The sequence below is a fragment of the Arthrobacter sp. Y3221159 genome, assembly GCF_059089885.1.
Genome location: NZ_JBNHFC010000003.1, coordinates 143,095 through 160,358 on the forward strand (window position 1 = coordinate 143,095; position 17,264 = coordinate 160,358).

Consider the following 17,264-nt stretch of genomic DNA (forward strand, 5'->3'; position numbering starts at 1 on the left):
TCCCAGCACGGCAGCAAAAGCAGGAGGCCGGTCCAGACGGGACCGGCCTCCTGCTTTTGCTTTTTTAGCTATTGGAAGGCACGCCCAGCCGGGACCCGCTGCGCTGCTTGGTGGTCTCGGGAATCCGGACCCCTGCTGCCTCGAGCCGCCTCGCGGTCTCTTCGGGGGGCACGTACTCGCCCACCGTCGTCGACCTGCCCAGCGGAACCACCGAGTGGACAATGGTGTGCTCATAGACGTGCACCAGGTTGAAGGCCTGCCCGCCGTCCTGCCCGCGGGTGCCGCCCACCGGGACGTTGAGGTCCTGGGTGTAGCAACTTGCCGAGGCCACCGAGACAGGGATGCCGGCAAACGTTGCCGTAGTGGAGTAATGCAGGTGGCCGGCCAGGATGGTCCGGACGTCCGAGTTGCGCACCACGGCCGCCAGCGAGGCCTGGTCCCGCAGTTCCACCAGCACTGAGAGGTCCAGGACCGACGGGACCGGCGGATGGTGCAGTGCCAGGATGGTGCCGTCAGGAGCGGGGGTCGCCAGTTCGCGGGCCAGCCACTCCAGCTGCGACCCGCTCAGCTCGCCGTGATGGAACCCGGGAACCGAGGTGTCCAGGGTGATGACGCGCAGGCCGTTGATGAAGTAGCTGTGGTCCACGGGGGCATCGTTGCCTGGCTGGTCCAGCAGGCCCTTCCGGAAGTTCGCCCGGTTGTCGTGGTTGCCCATGGCCCAGATAACCTGCGAACCCATCTCCTGACATGCGGGCTCTGCGATGGCGCGCAGCTTCCGGTACGCCTCGGGATGGCCTTTGTCCGCGAGGTCACCGGTGAAAATGACAGCCTCAGGCCGCGCCCCGGACGCCTTGACCTCGTCAAAGAGCTGGATGAGGCGGGCTTCGCTGTCAACAACGCCGTACAGGGGATCCGGACCCCCCAACAGGTGGGGATCGCTCAAGTGGAGTAGGAAGTGGCGTGGCCGGGGATGTTCGGCCTCGATGTGCTCCATTGCTACCTCTGTGGTCGGTGGGAAGCCGCTCTTCCCTTGTACCCTTCAGTAATATTTATCCAACCAGACATTTGGCAAACTTTGGGCAAATCGCCGTAGCCGATGTGGAAAAAGATAAAAGAACTGCGCTTCTGCGCACTTTCTTCGCCCCGGGGCCGGTCAATCGCCCATGGCCTTCCCGATCGCATCGATAATCACCGCCGAGTCCGTTTCAACAGTGGGCGCAAACCGGTCCACCACCTCGCCGTCGCGGTTCACCAGGAACTTCTCGAAGTTCCATTTCACCAACCCCGGCAGCAGTCCGGTCTTGAACTTGGTGAGCTCCGCATATAGCGGGTGCTGGCCTTTGCCGCGCACCCGGGCCTTCTCCGTCAGGGTAAAAGTCACGCCGGTCAAACCGTGTACGGGTGGCGCCTCGAATTCTCCCGCAGGCCTGCCCGGCCCTATGGGGTTGATGTCGCGGTTTGCTCCGGCGTCGCTGTTTCCACCGTTGCGGGCTCGGTGGTTGAAGGTGCCGGCTCAACCGGAACCGGCACCGGTTCGGTTGGCGTCGGCTCAATGGGGGCTGGCGCCGGTTCAACCGGTGTCGGCACAGGTTCGGTTGGCGTCGGCTCAATGGGGGCTGGCGCAGGCTCAACCGGTGTCGGCACAGGTTCAGTCGGCACCGGCTCAACCGGCAATGGCGCAGGCTCAATGGGCGCCGGCTCAACCGGAGCAGGCGCAGGCTCAGTCGGCGCCGGCTGCACAGGTGTCGGCGCAGGCTCCGTCGGTGGTGCGGTTGGCTCAACGGGGACTGGCGAAGGCTCGCTCGGGGAGGGCAGAGGCTCAGTTGGCGACGGCGGAGGCTCGGTAGGTGACGGCGCAGGCTCAGTCGGCGAAGCCGACGGCTCGGTCGGCGAGGGTGACGGCTCGGTCGGCGAGGGTGACGGCTCAGTGGGGGACGTCGTCGGCCCGCTTGGGGACGCTGACGGATCGGTGGCAGACGGTGAGGGATCGGTGGCAGACGGTGAGGGCTGGGTGGACGACGGCGATGAAGCGCTGGGCGAAGACTTCGCCGCGACGGATTGCGTCGTCGGCGAACCTGCCTCTGCTGTGTGCAATTTCGGTTCGGTGTCCTTGATTCCAGGGAGAGTCCAGTTGAGCCATTCAGCCGGTGAACCAGAGCCCGGGGTATATGACAACGACTCCTCCAAGCCACCACCAGCGAGCGCCGCAAGGCCCACGAACTGCCACTTCAAGGGGCTTATGTGCCAGCCATTCAATATGGTTTCAAAGTGTAGATGGCAGCCGGTTGACCATCCTGTGCTGCCCACCCGCCCAACAACCTGGCCCACCTGCACCGTATCGCCCCTGCGGACGGTCACCGATTCGAGGTGGTTATACGTGGTCACCAGGCCATTGCCGTGGTCAATTTCCACCCGGTTGCCACCGCCCCAAGGGTGCCAGCCCGCTCCCCGGACGACGCCGGAATCTGCAGCATAAACCCTGGTTCCGCAGGGGGCAGCAAAATCCTGTCCCAGATGGAAGTCACCGGCCGCCCCGGTCAATGGACTGATCCGGAACCCGAAGGGTGAGCTGGGATTCAAGAACTCCAGGGGTGCCATGAGGTATCCGGCAGCAGGCCTTCCAACCCCTTTAAAGCCAACTGCCACCGGCACCGGTCCTTCCGGCCCTGAACCGCCCACCACCGGCCGCGGAAACGGCACCAGAGCCGGTGGGCTCCCGGGTATGGAATGCGGCAGGGAGTCAAGGTCCAAGCCTTCCGCTCCCCGGAGCACCACCCCCGCGGGCTCGGCGGCCTGCCTTCCAGGACCGGGAGTGGCCCGCTTCCCGACCGGATCCGGAAGGCGTTCCGCAGGGGTCTCGGAAATTGACGACAACAGCTGCGCCTCATGCCCGTCGGACAGATTCAGGACGGAGAAGGAAACGGCCAACGCGCCGGCAGCCGTCAGGACGCGGACTGTGGGAGGGCGCGTACCCGGGGGTTTTTTGCCCGCACCGGATCCCCGATTCTTACCCATGGATCGACTCCCGGAGATGTCCCACCCGCACGCTGTCTTGACGGTAGACCCATGTGACCATACGGCCGGTGCCCTGTGAACCCCGAACAATGAAATAGGGGGTTTTTGCCGATTATCTTCGGAGTCTTACCCAAGGCAGCCGCGGTGGCTTGCAGTGGGCAACAATGGGATATGCGCAATTTCCTCCGGAAATGGCAGGACGAACTCAAGAAGACGTTCACGGGAAAGTCGGACGCCCCGCCGGACTGGGCACTGCGGTTGTCAGAGGGAGACGACCCCGGCTACCATCTCCCGGGTTCCGCGGTGTGGGCGGTGCATGGTTCCATGTCCCCCATCGTGGCCGGAATACGGACTCTGCTAATGCAGTCCCTGCACCCGGGCGCCTTGGCGGGGGTCCACGAACACTCGAATTTCCGGGACGATCCGCTGGGCCGGCTGGCCCATACCATCCGCTGGATCTTCACCGTGACGTATGGCTCCAGGGCCGCTGCCGAGGAGGCTTCGCGCAAGGTCCGCCGCCTGCATGAACCGGTGCAGGGCAGCTACAGCGACAACCTGGGGACACTGCGCAGCTACAGTGCCAACGATCCGGAACTGGCCGCATGGATCCATATCGCCTTCACTGATGCCTTCCTGACGGCCCACAAAATCTGGGGCGGCAGCATCCCCGGCGGACCTGACGCATACGTCAGGGAGTGGGCACAGGCCGGCAGGTTGATGGGCGTGGACAATCCGCCGCTGACCGAAGCGGAGATGCGGCATCAACTGGACCGCTGGTACGAGAGCAACGAACTGCGTGTGGACGCTCGGGTGGCTGAAACCGTGGACTTCATCCGCAACGCACCGCTGCATCCGATGCTGCGCCCCGGCTACCGCATCCTGTTCGCCGGTGCGGTGTACAGCCTGGAGCCAAGGTACCGGGAGATGCTCGCGCTGGAAGTACCCCGGCTGGGCCCGTTCCCCCTTCCGGTAAGGCTGGCCACCAAGGCCGTCCTCGGCGTCGTCCGCCTGGCCCTGGGACGCAGGGGCCCAAGCGAAATGGCCGCCCGGGCCCGGCTGCGGCGGCTGGGGTGTCCGGAAGCCGATCTGTAACAGCTCGGCCAAGCCCTGCAATAGAGCGGATAAACGCAAGAACCCGGCCCCGCGGAGGCGGGACCGGGTTCTCGACCGGCGGAGAATGGGGGATTTGAACCCCCGAGGGCGTTAACCCAACACGCGTTCCAGGCGTGCGCCATAGGCCGCTAGGCGAATTCTCCAACTGCTTCTGAATCAAAAGCAGGTACTAGACTACCTGACGTTTTGCGCATCCCCCAAATTGGTGTCCGGAACGCTTCCGGCACCCAGCCAACCGGGGGAATCGTTCCGTGAATTCCAGGGGTTCCGCCTTAACCGGAAATGGACGCCCCCAACGCGCCCATTCCTCTGGTATGCCGTTGAGCTGCCGGGTCCGGCCCCGTTCAGCCAGGCCACACAGCTCACAATCTGGAGATTGCCCCAATCGGTGTACATACCCATGATCACGGGTGCCGGAGGGATAAGCAATGAAATCAGGGCAATCAGCGGAACTTGGGGCACAGTGGAACCATGACCGAGCTGCATGCCCTGGTGATCTACTCGCCCAGAACCCACACGGAAATGGTCCTGGCGGCCATCGGCAACGCCGGCGCAGGAAGGATCGGAAACTACTCCCACTGCTCCTTCACAACCCCCGGAACCGGCCGCTTCACCCCGGAAGCAGGCGCGCGCCCCTTCCTTGGCGAAAAGGGGATGCCGGAGGAGGTGGCGGAGGACCGGATCGAGTGCGTGGTCGAGGAACGGCTGCTGCCACAGGTCGTGGCCGCATTGCGCGCTGCCCACCCCTACGAAGAACCCGCATTCATGAGCTGGCGGGTGGAAAGCTGGCGGCCCGGGCCCGATTCGAACCGTGCCGGATGATCGGGTAAAGTATCTGACGGCCCCTCATGTGGCGTCATCCTGTTGAACTCCCCCAGGACCGGAAGGTAGCAAGGGTAGGCGGGCTCTGGCGGGTGCATGGGGGGTCTTTACTATTCCCCCACAGGGCGGCAGGATGTCGGCCCGGATTGGTAGGGTTTTCTCTGTGACAGTTACTACCGCCCTCTACCGCAGATACCGTCCCGACTCGTTCGCCGACGTCATCGGTCAGGAGCATGTCACCGAGCCGCTCATGACGGCTTTGCGGAAAAACCGCGTCAACCACGCCTACCTTTTTTCCGGTCCCAGGGGCTGCGGCAAGACCACTTCCGCCCGCATCCTGGCCCGCTGCCTTAATTGCGCCCAAGGCCCCACAGACACCCCTTGCGGTCAATGCCCCAGCTGTGTTGAACTGGCCCGCGGCGGCTCCGGCTCGCTGGATGTCATCGAGATCGACGCCGCCAGCCACGGCGGTGTTGACGATGCCCGTGACCTCCGTGAGCGGGCCACCTTTGCCCCTGTCCGGGACCGCTACAAGATCTTCATCATTGACGAGGCCCATATGGTCACGTCTGCAGGCTTCAACGCGCTGCTGAAAATCGTTGAAGAACCGCCGGAACACATCAAGTTCATCTTTGCCACCACCGAGCCGGACAAGGTCATCGGCACCATCCGCTCCCGCACGCACCACTATCCCTTCCGGCTGGTACCGCCCGAACCCCTGATGGCGTACCTGGAAATGCTGTGCAGCCAGGAGAATGTCCCCGTGGCCCCCGGGGTCCTGTCGCTGGTGATTCGTGCCGGAGGCGGGTCGGTCCGTGACTCGCTGTCCGTCCTGGACCAGTTGATGGCGGGGGCCGGTCCCAACGGGCTCGATTACGAACTCGCGGTGGCGTTGCTTGGCTACACCCACGCCTCGCTCCTGGATGACGTTGTGGAGGCCGTGGCCGCCTCCGATGCCGCCACCGTTTTCCGGGCAGTGGACCGCGTCATCCAGACCGGCCACGATCCCCGCCGTTTCGTTGAGGACCTGCTGGAGCGCTTCCGTGACCTGATCATCGTCAAGGCCATGCCGGAGAGCGCCCAGACCATCCTGCGCGGGATGCCCGCGGACCAGATTGCCAGGCTGCAGAACCAGGCGCACAACCTTGGTTCGGCAGAGCTGTCGCGGGCCGCGGACGTTACCAACACGGCACTCACGGAGATGACCGGGGCCACGTCCCCGCGACTGCACCTTGAGCTGCTCTGCGCTCGGATCCTGCTGCCCACATCCGACCAGAACGAACGCGGCCTGGCGGCCCGGATTGAGCGGGTTGAACGCCGCCTCAGCTACGCCGGGAACGACGTCGATGCTCCCGCCGCCGCAGGCGCAACCGGCACCCCCGCAGCCGCACCCGTTGCCGCCGCACCTGCCCCTGCCCCTGCCCCTGCCCCTGCCCCTGCCCCGAGCGTCGCACCACCGCCACGGCGCGAGGAGCCTCAGCCGGTCGCTACCGTCCAGCCGGCAGGGCCGGAATCCACTCCCATCGAACCGCGTCCTGCCGTTCCAGCATCCGGTGGCCAGGGATCTCCGGAAGCAGGTCCCAGGGCTCCCCTGACCCCTCCCCGCGTGAGCACCAACGACTGGCCGGTTGAAGGACCGGGCCAGCAATTGCCTCGAGACCAGGTGTCGGAACGCCCGGTACCCCGGGGCCCAGTGGCCGAACGGGCTGCGCCCGAACGCCCGACTCCTGTCCGGCCCGGGCCGGAGCGTCCGGCACCGGAAAGCCCGGCACTGGAAAGCCCGGCAGCGGACCGTGTTCCGGCAGCTGCCACAGCGGCTCCGCGCGACGCTGCTTCTCAAAAGACTGCCCCGGCCAATCCCCCTGCCATGGGCGACGTGGAGGTTCTGCGCCGCGCCTGGCCCGATGTGCTCCAGACGTTGTCCAGGATCAAGCGCAGCACCTGGGCACTTGTGGAGCCCAACGCCCAGGTCAGCGCTTTTGACGGTGCCGTCCTGACCCTGTCTTTTACCACCTCAGGTCTCGCCGGCGCTTTCGGGCGGGCCGACCATTCAGAGAACCTCCGCCAGGCCATCCACAAGACGGTGGGGATCGACTGCCAGATCAATGCAGTTGCCGGTGGCGCCAGCCAGACGAGCTCTGAACCAAACCCAAAAGCACCATCCCGTCAGGCGGCCGCCCCCACTTCAGCTGATGTGGCGTGGGGCCTGGCCCCCGCGCCTGCCCTGGCGCCTGCACCGGCAGCGGCAAAGCCTGCCGCGCAGGCGGCGGCTTCCGCTCCGGCGGTCGCTGAAGAGGGAACGCCCGTACCCCTGCCCACACGGCAACCGGCTCCCACGTCTTCCGTCCCGGTGACGGGAACCGGCAGCCCTGCACCCGGCCCCGTCAAACCGACATCCGGGCGGGGCAGCGCGGCCCCTGAGGCAAGCGGGCCTCAGGCAGTGGCGCCGTCCCGGCAGACTGCTGCCCGCGCTGGATCCGGCCAGAATTCCTACCCTCCGCTGGAGGGCGACTACTCGTACTCAGATGACGACTGGGGCCCGCCCCGGGATGAAGACGCTCCCCCGCTGGATGAAGAACCTCCGGCGGACTGGGAGCCTTCGGCTGCACATACGGGCAGCCGCACAGCTGCATCTGCAGCGGCAGCCAGCTCCGCCAGGGGACCGGGCACTGACGGAGGAACCAGCACCGAAGGAACCGGCACCGGCGGAACCCCTCCCCCCGGATCCCCCGTCCAGCTTGCCGCGGGAACGTCCCCTGCCGCCGCAGCGCCGGCATCCGCACACAAGGCGGCAGCGGATACACCCGTCCAGGATCCCTGGGCCCGGGCAGTGGAGCAGGCCCCGGGTGTGTGGGTGGTCGGAAATGAAAGCAACCTAGGACGCTTCCCCGCCTCCGCTGGGGAAACCCCATCAGGGCAGACGGCTGCTCCCCGCTACGAGCCGGCCACAGCCCAGGTTCCCCCGTCCATTCCGGTCTCCTCGGCGGGTGCAGCCAGCGAACCGGACTGGGGTCTTGCCACAGCTCCTGCCCACGCACCTGCAGACCAGGTACCGCCCATCCAGCAGGGGCGCGAATTTGGCGCGCCGTCCGCATCGGAGCCCGAAGCCGTCCGTGCACCGGAGTACGCGATGGCCGCTACTGCACCCGGCGCCGGCCCGGCCAACACCCTTGCCCCGGCGCGGCAGGCTCCTTCGGCTGCTCCCGCCGCCGTCCCGTCCAGGGCCGGCGCACCATCTCCTGCCGTTTCCCCTGCACCGGGAACCGGTAGCCGGCAAAGCCTGTACCAGCGGCTGTCCAACAGCCCCGAAGCTGAGGCCGGGCGGGCCAAGGCCCCGGCACGTGCAGCCGTGGCAGCGGCCACCTACGTCCAGGACATTCCGAGCGCCGACGATGAGACCATCGAGGAGTCCGGGGTGTTCGGCCGTGCAGCAGTGGAGCGTATTCTGGGCGGAAAGCTGATCGAGGAGCGCTCCGCGGACGGAAGCCCCCTCCCGCCCCGGTACTGACCCCGTTGTCCGGCGTGAACCGGATGGAACCGCTGTTGCATGACCCGCTGTCCATTCCAAGCTAAAGAGGAAACTGTGTACGAAGGTGCTGTCCAGGAGCTGATCGATGAGCTTGGACGCCTTCCAGGCGTGGGTCCCAAGTCCGCACAGCGGCTGGCGTTCCACATCCTTGAAGCGGATCCCCAGGATATGAAACGGCTGGTGGACGCTATCACCACCGTCAAGGACCGGGTCAAGTTCTGCACCGTGTGCGGAAACGTCACCGAGCAGGAGCTCTGCAATATCTGCCGGGACCCGCGCCGGGATCCCGCCGTCATCTGCGTGGTGGAGGAGTCCAAGGACGTACTGGCGGTGGAGCGCACGCGTTCGTTCCGCGGCCGCTACCACGTGCTGGGCGGGGCCATCAACCCCATCGCCGGCATCGGCCCGGAGCAACTCCGGATCCGTGAGCTGCTGACCCGGCTGAACGACGGCGCCATCCAGGAAGTCATCATCGCCACCGACCCCAACCTCGAGGGAGAGGCGACGGCCACCTATCTGGCGCGAATGCTCAAGACCATCGGCATCACGGTCACCAGGCTGGCATCCGGCCTTCCCGTGGGCGGAGACCTTGAGTACGCGGATGAGGTCACCCTGGGACGTGCTTTCGAAGGCCGCCGCAACGCACTGACCTGATTCGCGAGCGGCCCGCCAGCGCCGCTAGGCCCCTTGCGGCGCGTTTCGACGGCGGGCCGCAGCAGCCGCGCGGGCAGCGGCCAGCAGGGCGGCTGTCACGCCTGCCTGCAGGAGAAGGCCCAGCGCTGCCAACGGCAACCGCGGGGAATCCTGGCTTCGCGGTTCACCATTGACACAGGGAACCGCGGTACCGTCCGCCGCTTCCTGCAGCGCCGCCGAAAGCCATCCGAGCAGCTCGGCGCCGGCGCCCGGCTGGCCGGCCATTGCAACGAACACCACGGTTGGGCTGGCAGTGGCCAGCCAGGTGATCCGTTCCGTCCGGTGCACCTCGACGGTCCCGGCCGGAATACCGCTGCACTCATAGGCCACGGGAGTTCCGTCCGCTGCCCGCACCACGTTGAGGGCCACAGTCACCGGCTCCTCTGACCGCACGGCCGGGACCAGGAGGGAGGTGGCCGCAACTGTCCCCGCAACCAGGAACAAAGCCAGCGACCACCCCGCAAGCCGGCTCACGAACCTGTGGCGCGCCAGTGCTGCAACCGCCACCCCCATGCCAACGAAGATGGCACCTTCGACCGCTGCCAGGCAGGCCGAAATGGCCGCCACGTTTCCTGGCAGGCCGGCGGCAGCCGCTTGCATCAGCAGCGTCAACAGAACGAGCAGGGCGAATACCAGGCTGCGCAGCGCACCGGCGAGCACTGCCGTGGAAAGGCTGCGGCCGTGTTCCGGGCCGGTTGCCCCTCCTTGGGCGGACATTCCCCAATGAACTGCCGTCAGCGCGGCCGAGGCCGGAAGCAACGACGACGCCAGCACGTAGGTGAGCATCGGGACGGGCATCCATTCAGCTGAATCCCCGTCAGGTCCGGGCAGGAGGACCAGGCTAGCGACGACGACCCAGGTTGCGCAAAGCGACCCAACTGCCACTGCCCAGAAACGCAGGGTCCCCAGGCTTGCGGCCCAGTCGGCTGCAGCCGCAAGTACCGTCGCCCCGAGGCCAGGCCCCCGGCGCCGGGGCTCGCCGTCGTCGTCGTCATCTGCGGGCTGGAACCACTCGTCGGACCGCGGCCCTATCGGCTCGAAGTAGGGCTCAGGCGTGGATTTGGCGCCATCCTGCTGGTCATCGGCCACGGGAAGCCCACCTTTCGAAGGACAGCCCCAGCCCCGGCTGTGGCCGGGAGGTACCGGCCACCTGAATAGCAACTGCCTCCATGGTGGTCCAGCGACAGTGGGCTGTCCAGATCCACGCCCCGCCGCGGCTTGCCGGCAGACTCCTAGGCGATCCGCGTGCCGCGGGCCAGCCGGTGGGCAGGCGTCCGGAGGGCACGCCACCCAAGCCACATCAGGAGCCCTGACAGCACAAGCTGCAGCCCCAGGCCCAGCGGCCACAGAGGTGTCTTCTGGTTCAGGTAGGCGGGCTGGACAACCCCATTGGCGCACGGGTAGGTGCCCTCAGGTCCGGCGAGTGCGTAGCGGGCGCCCTGGCTGATGCCCTCGATGGCACCCGATGTGGGGAAGCCTTGCTGCATGCTGCGGTCCGGGTAAGGGATCGCATCCGCCACCACCACGTAGGGGTTCATTGCCAGGAGCCAGGCCACCCGTTCGGTCCGGGTGGCAGGCTGCTCCCGCATCGGGCCGACGCAGGTGTACTCCGGCTGGACCGGTTCGTTGGCCAGCGGCTCGTAAGTCCGGTACTGCGCATTGTTGGCCATAACCGTCCCCTGGGCGAGCCCGGCCCCCAGCCCGAAGGCAATCAGCGTTCCCACCGCCAGCCCGGCCACCGCAAGGTAGGTCACCACGATGGAAAACAGCGGCCGGCCGGCGAGGGCCGAAATGCCGACACCCAAGGCGCAGACAACACCCACTTCCACGGCGAGCATCAGCAGGGACACCAGCACGTGGCCCGGTGTCAGCCCGCCGAGCGCCACCCCTATGACCAGGAACGGCGTGCTGGCGACAAGGAACGCGAGGGCTGCCAGCCAGGCGGCAAAGAACTTTCCCCACAGGATCTGGCCGGGTTCCAGCAGCGTCACCTGCAGTATGGCCAGCGTTCCGCCGGCACGGTCACCGTTCACGGCGTTGGCAGACAAGGCCGGGGCCACCAGCAAGGCAAAGAGCAGGACGAACGCCAGCACTACCTCGAAAATCATTGATCCAGGGCCTGCTGATTCCGGCGGGATGGAGCTGCCGTAGGCCCGCTGGGCCGCCTGCTGTGCGTTCCAGCTGGCCCAGGTCAGCCACGTGACCAGTGCCGTCAGGACGAACCAGATGGCAAGCATGATGTACCAGCCGCGAGAGCGCAGGCGCTGTTTGAGTTCGAGGGCCACCACATGGCCGATGCCTGCCAGGTAGGCCCCGGTGTTGCCGGACAGTGATGTGTCCTGCCGCTTCTGCGCCACCGTGCTCACTGCCGCTCCCCCTCAAGGTTCATGTAGGTCTCTTCCAGGGCACCGGAGGCCGGGGCGAAGGACGTGATTCCGACGCCGGCAAGCACCAGGTCGCGCAGCAGCCGTTCCGCATCGGCGTCGTTCAGGAGCAGCAGGCTCACGCCCGGCCGGCGCCCGTCCTCCTGCCGGAACACCAGCCCCAGTTCGGTGAGCTTGGCGGCGAGCGCAGCCATATCCGACGCAGAGATCGAGTACCGCCGGCCGGACGCCGCAGCTTCCTCGGTGGTCTGCTGCCGCACGGTCCTCCCGTTGTTGACGAAGACGGCACCGTCCGCAATCTCGTCAAGCTCACTGAGGACGTGGGAGGAAACCACCACGGCCTTGCCCTCGGCCGCAAGCTGCCTCAGCATTGTCCGCAGCTCCACGCGGGACCCCGGGTCCAGGCCTGAGGCAGGTTCATCGAGGAGCAGGACAGAGGGATCGTGGATCAGTGCCCGCGCCAGGCTGAGCCGCTGCTGCTGGCCCCGGGACAGGACCCGGGCAGGCTGGTCGGCGAGGTCGGACAACCGGACGCGTTGCAGCATGTCCGCCACCCGCTCCCCGATCCCGGGAGCGGGAAGCCGGTAGAAACGCGCCATCTGGGTCAGGATTTCGCGGGCGGTCAGGGACTCCCAGACGCCCAGGGTGTCCGGCATCCAGCCGAGCCGGCTCCGGACCTCCGCGCGGTGCCGGGCCGGATCCAGCCCGCCCACGCTGATGGTGCCGCCGTCCGGCGCCAGCAGCGATGCCAGCATCAGCAGCAGCGTGGTCTTGCCCGCGCCGTTGGGGCCGATCAAGGCCGTCACCTTGCCGGCCGGGGCGTGGAAGTCCATATGCTCGACGGCACGTACCGCCCCGAAGCTCCTGCTCACCGCCCGGGCTGTAATACCGCCAAAGGAAGCCTGGCTGTCCGGCTGTTCTGATTTTTCCGGCGCTATTGCCATGTTTTGCGCACCTGTCCCCCACAGTCCTGAGCACGTTGACCCCTTGAGCGTACGCCTGCGGCCCCTTCGCGGCGCTCCTCCTGCGGGCTGAGATTCGGTCACAATTCAACGCCTCACTGCAGGCGGCGATAAACTGTCCCGGGAAAGTCGCGCCGTCCCGGCGTCAGGCTGCCTGGCCTCAAGAACCGATCCAACGAAGGTACGCGCATGAGTACGCCCACTACCGAAGTGCACAACGCAACACAGCCGCATGGGCTGTCCGCTGGCGGTGCGGTGACCAAACAGCTCATCGTGCAGAAATTCGGTGGCTCCTCCGTGGCTGACGCCGACGGCATCAAACGTGTTGCCAAGCGCGTGGTTGACGCGCAGGAAGCCGGCAACGAAGTTGTGGTTGTGGTGTCCGCCATGGGTGACACCACCGACGAACTCCTGGACCTTGCCGCGCAGGTGACCGATTCCGCTCCCGCCCGGGAGATGGACATGCTGCTCTCCGCCGGCGAGCGCATTTCCATGGCACTGCTGGCAATGGCCATCAACAAGCTCGGCGCCTCTGCCCAGTCCTTCACGGGTTCCCAGGCCGGCATGATCACCGATGGCATCCACGGCAAGGCCCGGATCATCGACGTCGATCCGCACCGCATCCGGACAGCCCTCGACAAGGGCAACATCGCCATCGTGGCGGGCTTCCAGGGCATGAGCCGCACCACCAACGAGATCACCACGCTGGGACGCGGCGGCTCCGACACCACCGCCGTGGCGCTGGCTGCGGCGCTCGAGGCCGACGTCTGCGAGATCTACACCGACGTGGACGGCGTCTACACCGCGGACCCCCGGGTGGTGCCCTCGGCCCAGAAGATCGACACCATTTCCAGCGAGGAGATGCTCGAACTTGCCGCCTCGGGCGCAAAGATCCTGCACCTGCGCTGCGTGGAGTACGCCCGCCGGTTCGGGGTCCCGCTGCACGTCCGCTCCTCATTCAGCCAGCATGAAGGCACCTGGGTCATCCCCAGCGCCGAAGACAAGATCACCACTCAAGAGGGAGTTGCCTTGGAGCAGCCAATCATCTCCGGCGTTGCGCACGACCGTTCCGAAGCCAAGGTCACGGTTGTGGGCGTCCCGGACATCCCCGGCAAGGCCGCCGCCATTTTCCAGGTCATCGCCGACGCCCACTCGAACATCGACATGATCGTGCAGAACGTGTCCACGCACGGGACGGGCCGGACGGACATCTCGTTCACCCTGCCCATCGTGGAAGGCGCCGACGCCCTGGCCGCCCTGCACGCGGCGCAGGACCAGATCGGCTTCGAGAGCATCGAATACAACGAGCAGATCGGCAAGCTCTCCCTCATCGGTGCGGGCATGCGCTCCCACCCCGGCGTGTCCGCCACCTTCTTCAAGGCGCTGTCCAACGCCGGCATCAACATCAACATGATCTCCACCTCTGAAATCCGCATCTCCGTGGTCACCCACGCTGACCTGCTGGATGAAGCGGTACGCGTGATCCACAAGGCCTTCGACCTGGATGCCGACAACGAGGCCACCGTGTACGGCGGAACCGGCCGCTAACCCCGGACCTCCCTACGAGAAAAGCCGGGCCGGCCTCCGTTCATTCGGAGGCCGGCCCGGCTTTTCCGGTTACACACCTATTTCTCAGGTTTCCCGCTCAAGGTCCTCGCGGCGGACAGCGTAGTGATGGCCGGACGAATCCGTTTCGACCACGAAGTGCGAAAGCTCCTCTTCGGAGGCCTGCTCAAACGCATCATGTTTGTGCACTACCGGCGAATCGGCGTCCAGCTGCGTGGCAGGTCCGAAGAAGAAGCGGAGCCTGTCCGTCGCGTTCATGAATCCGCTCATTACACGAGCCACTGTTTTCCACCCCCTTCCCGGTTTTCGGGGCAAAGAGCTGCTGCCTCCTGCCGGAGCCAGTGCCCCCATTTTACGCCCGAAGCCGGGAAATGGAGCCGGGTAACGGAGCGGCAGGCATGGCCGCGGGTGCTACTGGGCGGGGCGCCCGGATACGAACTTTCAGCGCAGGGACTTGTCTTCCGGGTTCCTGGGAACCACGTAGGTGCTGCCGTCGGGCCGCGTGATGGTTTCCCACTGCCGGCTTTCGGCCTGGCGCTGTGCCAGCAGCCTCCGGTTCTCCTCTGTCATGTCGTGGACCAGGGAGGAGCGGTTCGCAGGCCCGAAGATGGCCCTCAGCTTGCCGGTGGCGCGCATGAAGCGCTGCGACGCGTTGTCCTTATTGCCCGGCTTGCCCTTGGCCATGTTCGGCTCCTTCCGCTGCCACTGGTTTTCTATCAATAGTAGGCTAATAGTTAGCGCACTAATAATTGGAGGACTTCATGGATGCCGCCGCTACGGCCGACGCCAGCCAGGATGACGACCTGCTCCTGGAACACCAGCTCTGTTTCGCGCTGACGGTTGCAGCCCGCAGCGTCGTTGGGGCGTACAAGCCGGTCCTGGAGAAGCTGAACCTGACCCACCCCCAGTACCTGGTGATGCTGAGCCTGTGGGAAACGAGCCCCAGGACGGTCCGGAACATCAGCGACGCCCTGGCCCAGGAACCTGCCACCATTTCGCCACTGCTCCGCCGGCTGGAGGCAGCCGGATACATCACCCGCCGCCGGGCGGACGGCAATGAGCGGGCACTCGCCGTCGAACTGACGCCTGAAGGGGCCGCGTTGAGGCAACAGGCTTTGGAGGTTCCCGGAACCATGATGGAACGGCTCGGCCTGACCCGGAGCCAGGTCACGGAACTGCATGCCTCCATGATGGGGCTCATTGCCGCCACGTCCGGCGGAACCGCGTAGCGGGCCTGCCCGCCCCGTTGGGACGGAACCACCGGGAAGGCACGGTATTGCAGCTAGAATCGAAGGGTGACTAGGGCGGTGCGCAGGACACGGCTGCAGATGGCAGGGCTGGCAATTGCTGCGCTGCTGATGTCCTCCTGCTCCCCCACTCCCGACGGCGGCAGCCCGGCCACATCGCCGGCACAGCCCACATCCCCGTCCCCAACGACTACCACCGCAACGGCCGAACCGTCCCCGGACACGGAAACCTCCGTTCCCGCGCCGCCGCCTGGCAGTTCCCGCCCGGCGGGCGGTCCAGGCCAGGGCAATGCAGAGTTGGCTATCACCGTGACTCCCGCTGAAGGCGAACCCGCCGTGAACTACACCCTGGTATGCCAGGCCGGCGTCCCTGCCGCCGAGAGCAGCCACCCGGCCGCCGAGGCCGCCTGCTCCGCCCTGAAGGAAAACACCGCGCTGCTGAGTCCCGAAATCGGCGGGACCGCCCAGGCGTGCACCGAACAGTACGGCGGGCCCCAGACGGCCACAGTCAGCGGGGTGCTTGACGGCGTGCCTGTGGAGGCCGAGTTTTCCCGCACCAACGGGTGCGAAATCAGCGCCTGGGATGCTGCGAAGGATGTCCTGGGTGCCTCCGGTGGAGCAGCTTAGGCTGCTGGCGGCCGACGAATGGCGGGCACTGGAGGATGCCCACCAGCAGCGCGTCAGCCGCTACGCCGACCCCTACCTGGCGCGACGTTCCGCCGGCCAAAAGCACCCGGTTGAAGACTTCCTCTTCACGTACTACACGCAGAAGCCCGGGCAGTTGCGGCGCTGGCATCCCGGCGCCGGAACGGTCCTGTTAGGCGAGGCCGCGGCCGCCCGCAGCGGCTGGAAGCACTACCGCACCCTCGACGACGGCGAACTCGCCTCCCTGGGGCTTCCGCCGGAAAGCAGCGCGGTGACCGTTGACGTGGCCGCCTTCCTTGAAGACCGCAGGGACGCGGTGGCTTTTGCCGGCATCATCTTGCGGGGCACCGCCGCGCGGCCGGCGCAGTTCGGCTGCTTCGGCCTGCACGAATGGGCAATGGTTTACCACCAGGACAGGTTCGACCTGCGCCACGAGTACCTGCGGCTCCGGCTGGGTCCGGAGGGCACGGACAAGGTGGTAGAGGACAACCGGATCCGTTGCACGCACTTCGATGCCTTCCGCTTTTACACCCCGGATGCGATGCCCCTGAACGAGCTTGCGCCGAGCCGCGAGACCCAGCGGTTTCTGGAACAGCCGGGCTGCCTGCACGCCAACATGGATCTGTACAAGTGGGCCTATAAGCTGCTCCCGCTGCTTTCCAGTGAACTGGTGATGGATTGCTTTGAACTGTCCTGGCGGATCCGGGCCATGGACATGCAGGCCTCCCCTTACGACCTTGCCGAGTGGGGCTATCCCGCGATCCCCATCGAGACGCCACAGGGCAAGGCCGCCTACGTGGAGCACCAGCGCTCCTTCGCCGCCGAGGCAGCGGTGCTGCGCGACAGGCTGGCACTGGAACTGGCAGCGGCTTCGGCGCCGGTCCCTGAATGATCGACCTCACCATCAGGCTCAGAGAGGACCCCGCCGGCGTCGAGTACGTGTTCCGGCTGAAGGCCCGTGACGGCGTTGTGTCCGGTGACACCACTTTGCCCGACCCGTACGCGGCCCTTGCAGCAGCGGAGCAGTTCGGTGGCCAGGTGTTCTTTCCGCAGCCGGGACCGCCACAGCTGTGTACCCAGCAGTACGGCGGGCCGCAGGTCGCCGTGGTCACCGGCACCTTCCACGGCCGCCAGGTGGAATCGGTCTTCACCCGGACGGACGGCTGCGAAATTTCCCGGTGGAATGCCATGGCACCCCTCCTGGGCGGGGGTCCCTTGGGCGGCGGCCGCGCCACCTGAACTCCCTGCAGGACGAGATGGCCCCGGCGGTTTCCACCGCCGGGGCCAT

17 protein-coding genes, 1 tRNA gene and 1 other RNA gene are annotated in these 17,264 nt (G+C 66.6%); 10 read left to right on the forward strand and 9 right to left on the reverse strand.

Annotation, left to right across the window (positions count from 1 at the left end; translation table 11 throughout):
* Nucleotides 1-64 precede the first annotated feature (64 nt).
* The 3 genes from AC5RT3_RS04760 to AC5RT3_RS04770 form a co-directional block, all read right to left on the reverse strand.
* Entirely contained in the window at nt 65-994 is a 930-nt protein-coding gene (locus tag AC5RT3_RS04760; RefSeq protein WP_494123627.1) for a phosphodiesterase, read from the reverse strand.
* A gap of 159 nt (nt 995-1,153) precedes the next feature.
* Complete coding sequence (locus tag AC5RT3_RS04765) at nt 1,154-1,381, reverse strand: hypothetical protein (RefSeq protein ID WP_494123628.1); 228 nt, start codon at nt 1,379-1,381, stop codon at nt 1,154-1,156.
* 56 nt (nt 1,382-1,437) lie between these two features.
* Complete coding sequence (locus AC5RT3_RS04770; RefSeq protein ID WP_494123629.1) at nt 1,438-3,015, reverse strand: M23 family metallopeptidase; 1,578 nt, start codon at nt 3,013-3,015, stop codon at nt 1,438-1,440.
* A 171-nt stretch (nt 3,016-3,186) separates the two neighbouring features.
* Here AC5RT3_RS04770 and AC5RT3_RS04775 point away from each other — a divergent pair, with 171 nt between their 5' ends.
* A complete protein-coding gene (locus AC5RT3_RS04775; RefSeq protein WP_494052102.1) occupies nt 3,187-4,107 on the forward strand; it encodes an oxygenase MpaB family protein in 921 nt (306 codons plus the stop codon).
* 79 nt (nt 4,108-4,186) lie between these two features.
* Here the strand turns inward: AC5RT3_RS04775 and AC5RT3_RS04780 are convergent.
* Nucleotides 4,187-4,271, reverse strand: a tRNA-Ser gene (locus tag AC5RT3_RS04780).
* A 328-nt stretch (nt 4,272-4,599) separates the two neighbouring features.
* On the opposite strand from AC5RT3_RS04780, the gene AC5RT3_RS04785 reads away from it, so the two are divergent.
* The 4 genes from AC5RT3_RS04785 to recR all read left to right on the forward strand — a co-directional run bounded on the left by AC5RT3_RS04785 (nt 4,600) and on the right by recR (nt 9,133).
* A complete protein-coding gene (locus AC5RT3_RS04785; protein ID WP_494052103.1) occupies nt 4,600-4,950 on the forward strand; it encodes a hypothetical protein in 351 nt (116 codons plus the stop codon).
* A 15-nt stretch (nt 4,951-4,965) separates the two neighbouring features.
* Nucleotides 4,966-5,062: signal recognition particle sRNA small type (gene ffs, locus AC5RT3_RS04790), an RNA gene on the forward strand.
* A gap of 21 nt (nt 5,063-5,083) precedes the next feature.
* Nucleotides 5,084-8,458: a DNA polymerase III subunit gamma and tau gene (locus tag AC5RT3_RS04795; protein ID WP_494123630.1), complete on the forward strand. Its 3,375-nt coding sequence runs from the start codon at nt 5,084-5,086 to the stop codon at nt 8,456-8,458.
* 75 nt (nt 8,459-8,533) lie between these two features.
* Entirely contained in the window at nt 8,534-9,133 is a 600-nt protein-coding gene (gene recR, locus AC5RT3_RS04800; RefSeq protein WP_009359069.1) for a recombination mediator RecR, read from the forward strand.
* A gap of 24 nt (nt 9,134-9,157) precedes the next feature.
* On the opposite strand, the gene AC5RT3_RS04805 is transcribed toward recR, so the two are convergent.
* From AC5RT3_RS04805 to AC5RT3_RS04815, 3 genes are all read right to left on the reverse strand, one after another.
* Nucleotides 9,158-10,261: a hypothetical protein gene (locus AC5RT3_RS04805; protein ID WP_494123631.1), complete on the reverse strand. Its 1,104-nt coding sequence runs from the start codon at nt 10,259-10,261 to the stop codon at nt 9,158-9,160.
* A gap of 143 nt (nt 10,262-10,404) precedes the next feature.
* Nucleotides 10,405-11,538, reverse strand: a complete 1,134-nt coding sequence (locus AC5RT3_RS04810; RefSeq protein ID WP_494052106.1) for an ABC transporter permease — start codon at nt 11,536-11,538, stop codon at nt 10,405-10,407.
* Nucleotides 11,535-12,500 (reverse strand): ABC transporter ATP-binding protein, encoded by a 966-nt coding sequence (locus tag AC5RT3_RS04815; protein WP_494052107.1) that lies wholly within the window; start codon nt 12,498-12,500, stop codon nt 11,535-11,537. Before AC5RT3_RS04815 ends, AC5RT3_RS04810 begins: the two co-directional genes overlap by 4 nt.
* A 207-nt stretch (nt 12,501-12,707) precedes the next feature.
* On the opposite strand from AC5RT3_RS04815, the gene AC5RT3_RS04820 reads away from it, so the two are divergent.
* Nucleotides 12,708-14,066 carry an aspartate kinase gene (locus tag AC5RT3_RS04820; RefSeq protein WP_494010854.1) on the forward strand — a complete coding sequence of 453 codons (1,359 nt, stop codon included), beginning with the start codon at nt 12,708-12,710 and terminating at the stop codon, nt 14,064-14,066.
* Between the two features lie 84 nt (nt 14,067-14,150).
* On the opposite strand, the gene AC5RT3_RS04825 is transcribed toward AC5RT3_RS04820, so the two are convergent.
* Both AC5RT3_RS04825 and AC5RT3_RS04830 read right to left on the reverse strand, forming a co-directional pair.
* Complete coding sequence (locus AC5RT3_RS04825) at nt 14,151-14,354, reverse strand: hypothetical protein (RefSeq protein ID WP_494010855.1); 204 nt, start codon at nt 14,352-14,354, stop codon at nt 14,151-14,153.
* Between the two features lie 171 nt (nt 14,355-14,525).
* On the reverse strand, nt 14,526-14,768 hold the full coding sequence (locus tag AC5RT3_RS04830) for a hypothetical protein (protein ID WP_494052108.1): 243 nt from the start codon (nt 14,766-14,768) through the stop codon (nt 14,526-14,528).
* A 77-nt stretch (nt 14,769-14,845) separates the two neighbouring features.
* Between AC5RT3_RS04830 and AC5RT3_RS04835 the strand changes: the two genes are divergently transcribed.
* From AC5RT3_RS04835 to AC5RT3_RS04850, 4 genes are all read left to right on the forward strand, one after another.
* The gene (locus tag AC5RT3_RS04835) at nt 14,846-15,313 is read left to right on the forward strand and encodes a MarR family winged helix-turn-helix transcriptional regulator (RefSeq protein WP_494052109.1); all 468 of its coding nucleotides are present in this window, start codon (nt 14,846-14,848) and stop codon (nt 15,311-15,313) included.
* Nucleotides 15,314-15,412: 99 nt separating this feature from the next.
* On the forward strand, nt 15,413-15,958 hold the full coding sequence (locus tag AC5RT3_RS04840) for an SSI family serine proteinase inhibitor (protein ID WP_494052202.1): 546 nt from the start codon (nt 15,413-15,415) through the stop codon (nt 15,956-15,958).
* Nucleotides 15,927-16,868 carry a 3-methyladenine DNA glycosylase gene (locus AC5RT3_RS04845; protein WP_494052110.1) on the forward strand — a complete coding sequence of 314 codons (942 nt, stop codon included), beginning with the start codon at nt 15,927-15,929 and terminating at the stop codon, nt 16,866-16,868. The genes AC5RT3_RS04840 and AC5RT3_RS04845 overlap by 32 nt, the downstream gene beginning before the upstream one ends.
* Nucleotides 16,865-17,215, forward strand: coding sequence for a serine protease inhibitor (locus tag AC5RT3_RS04850; RefSeq protein WP_494010859.1), 351 nt, complete (start codon nt 16,865-16,867; stop codon nt 17,213-17,215). The genes AC5RT3_RS04845 and AC5RT3_RS04850 overlap by 4 nt, the downstream gene beginning before the upstream one ends.
* The last annotated feature ends 49 nt before the right edge of the window (nt 17,216-17,264 follow it).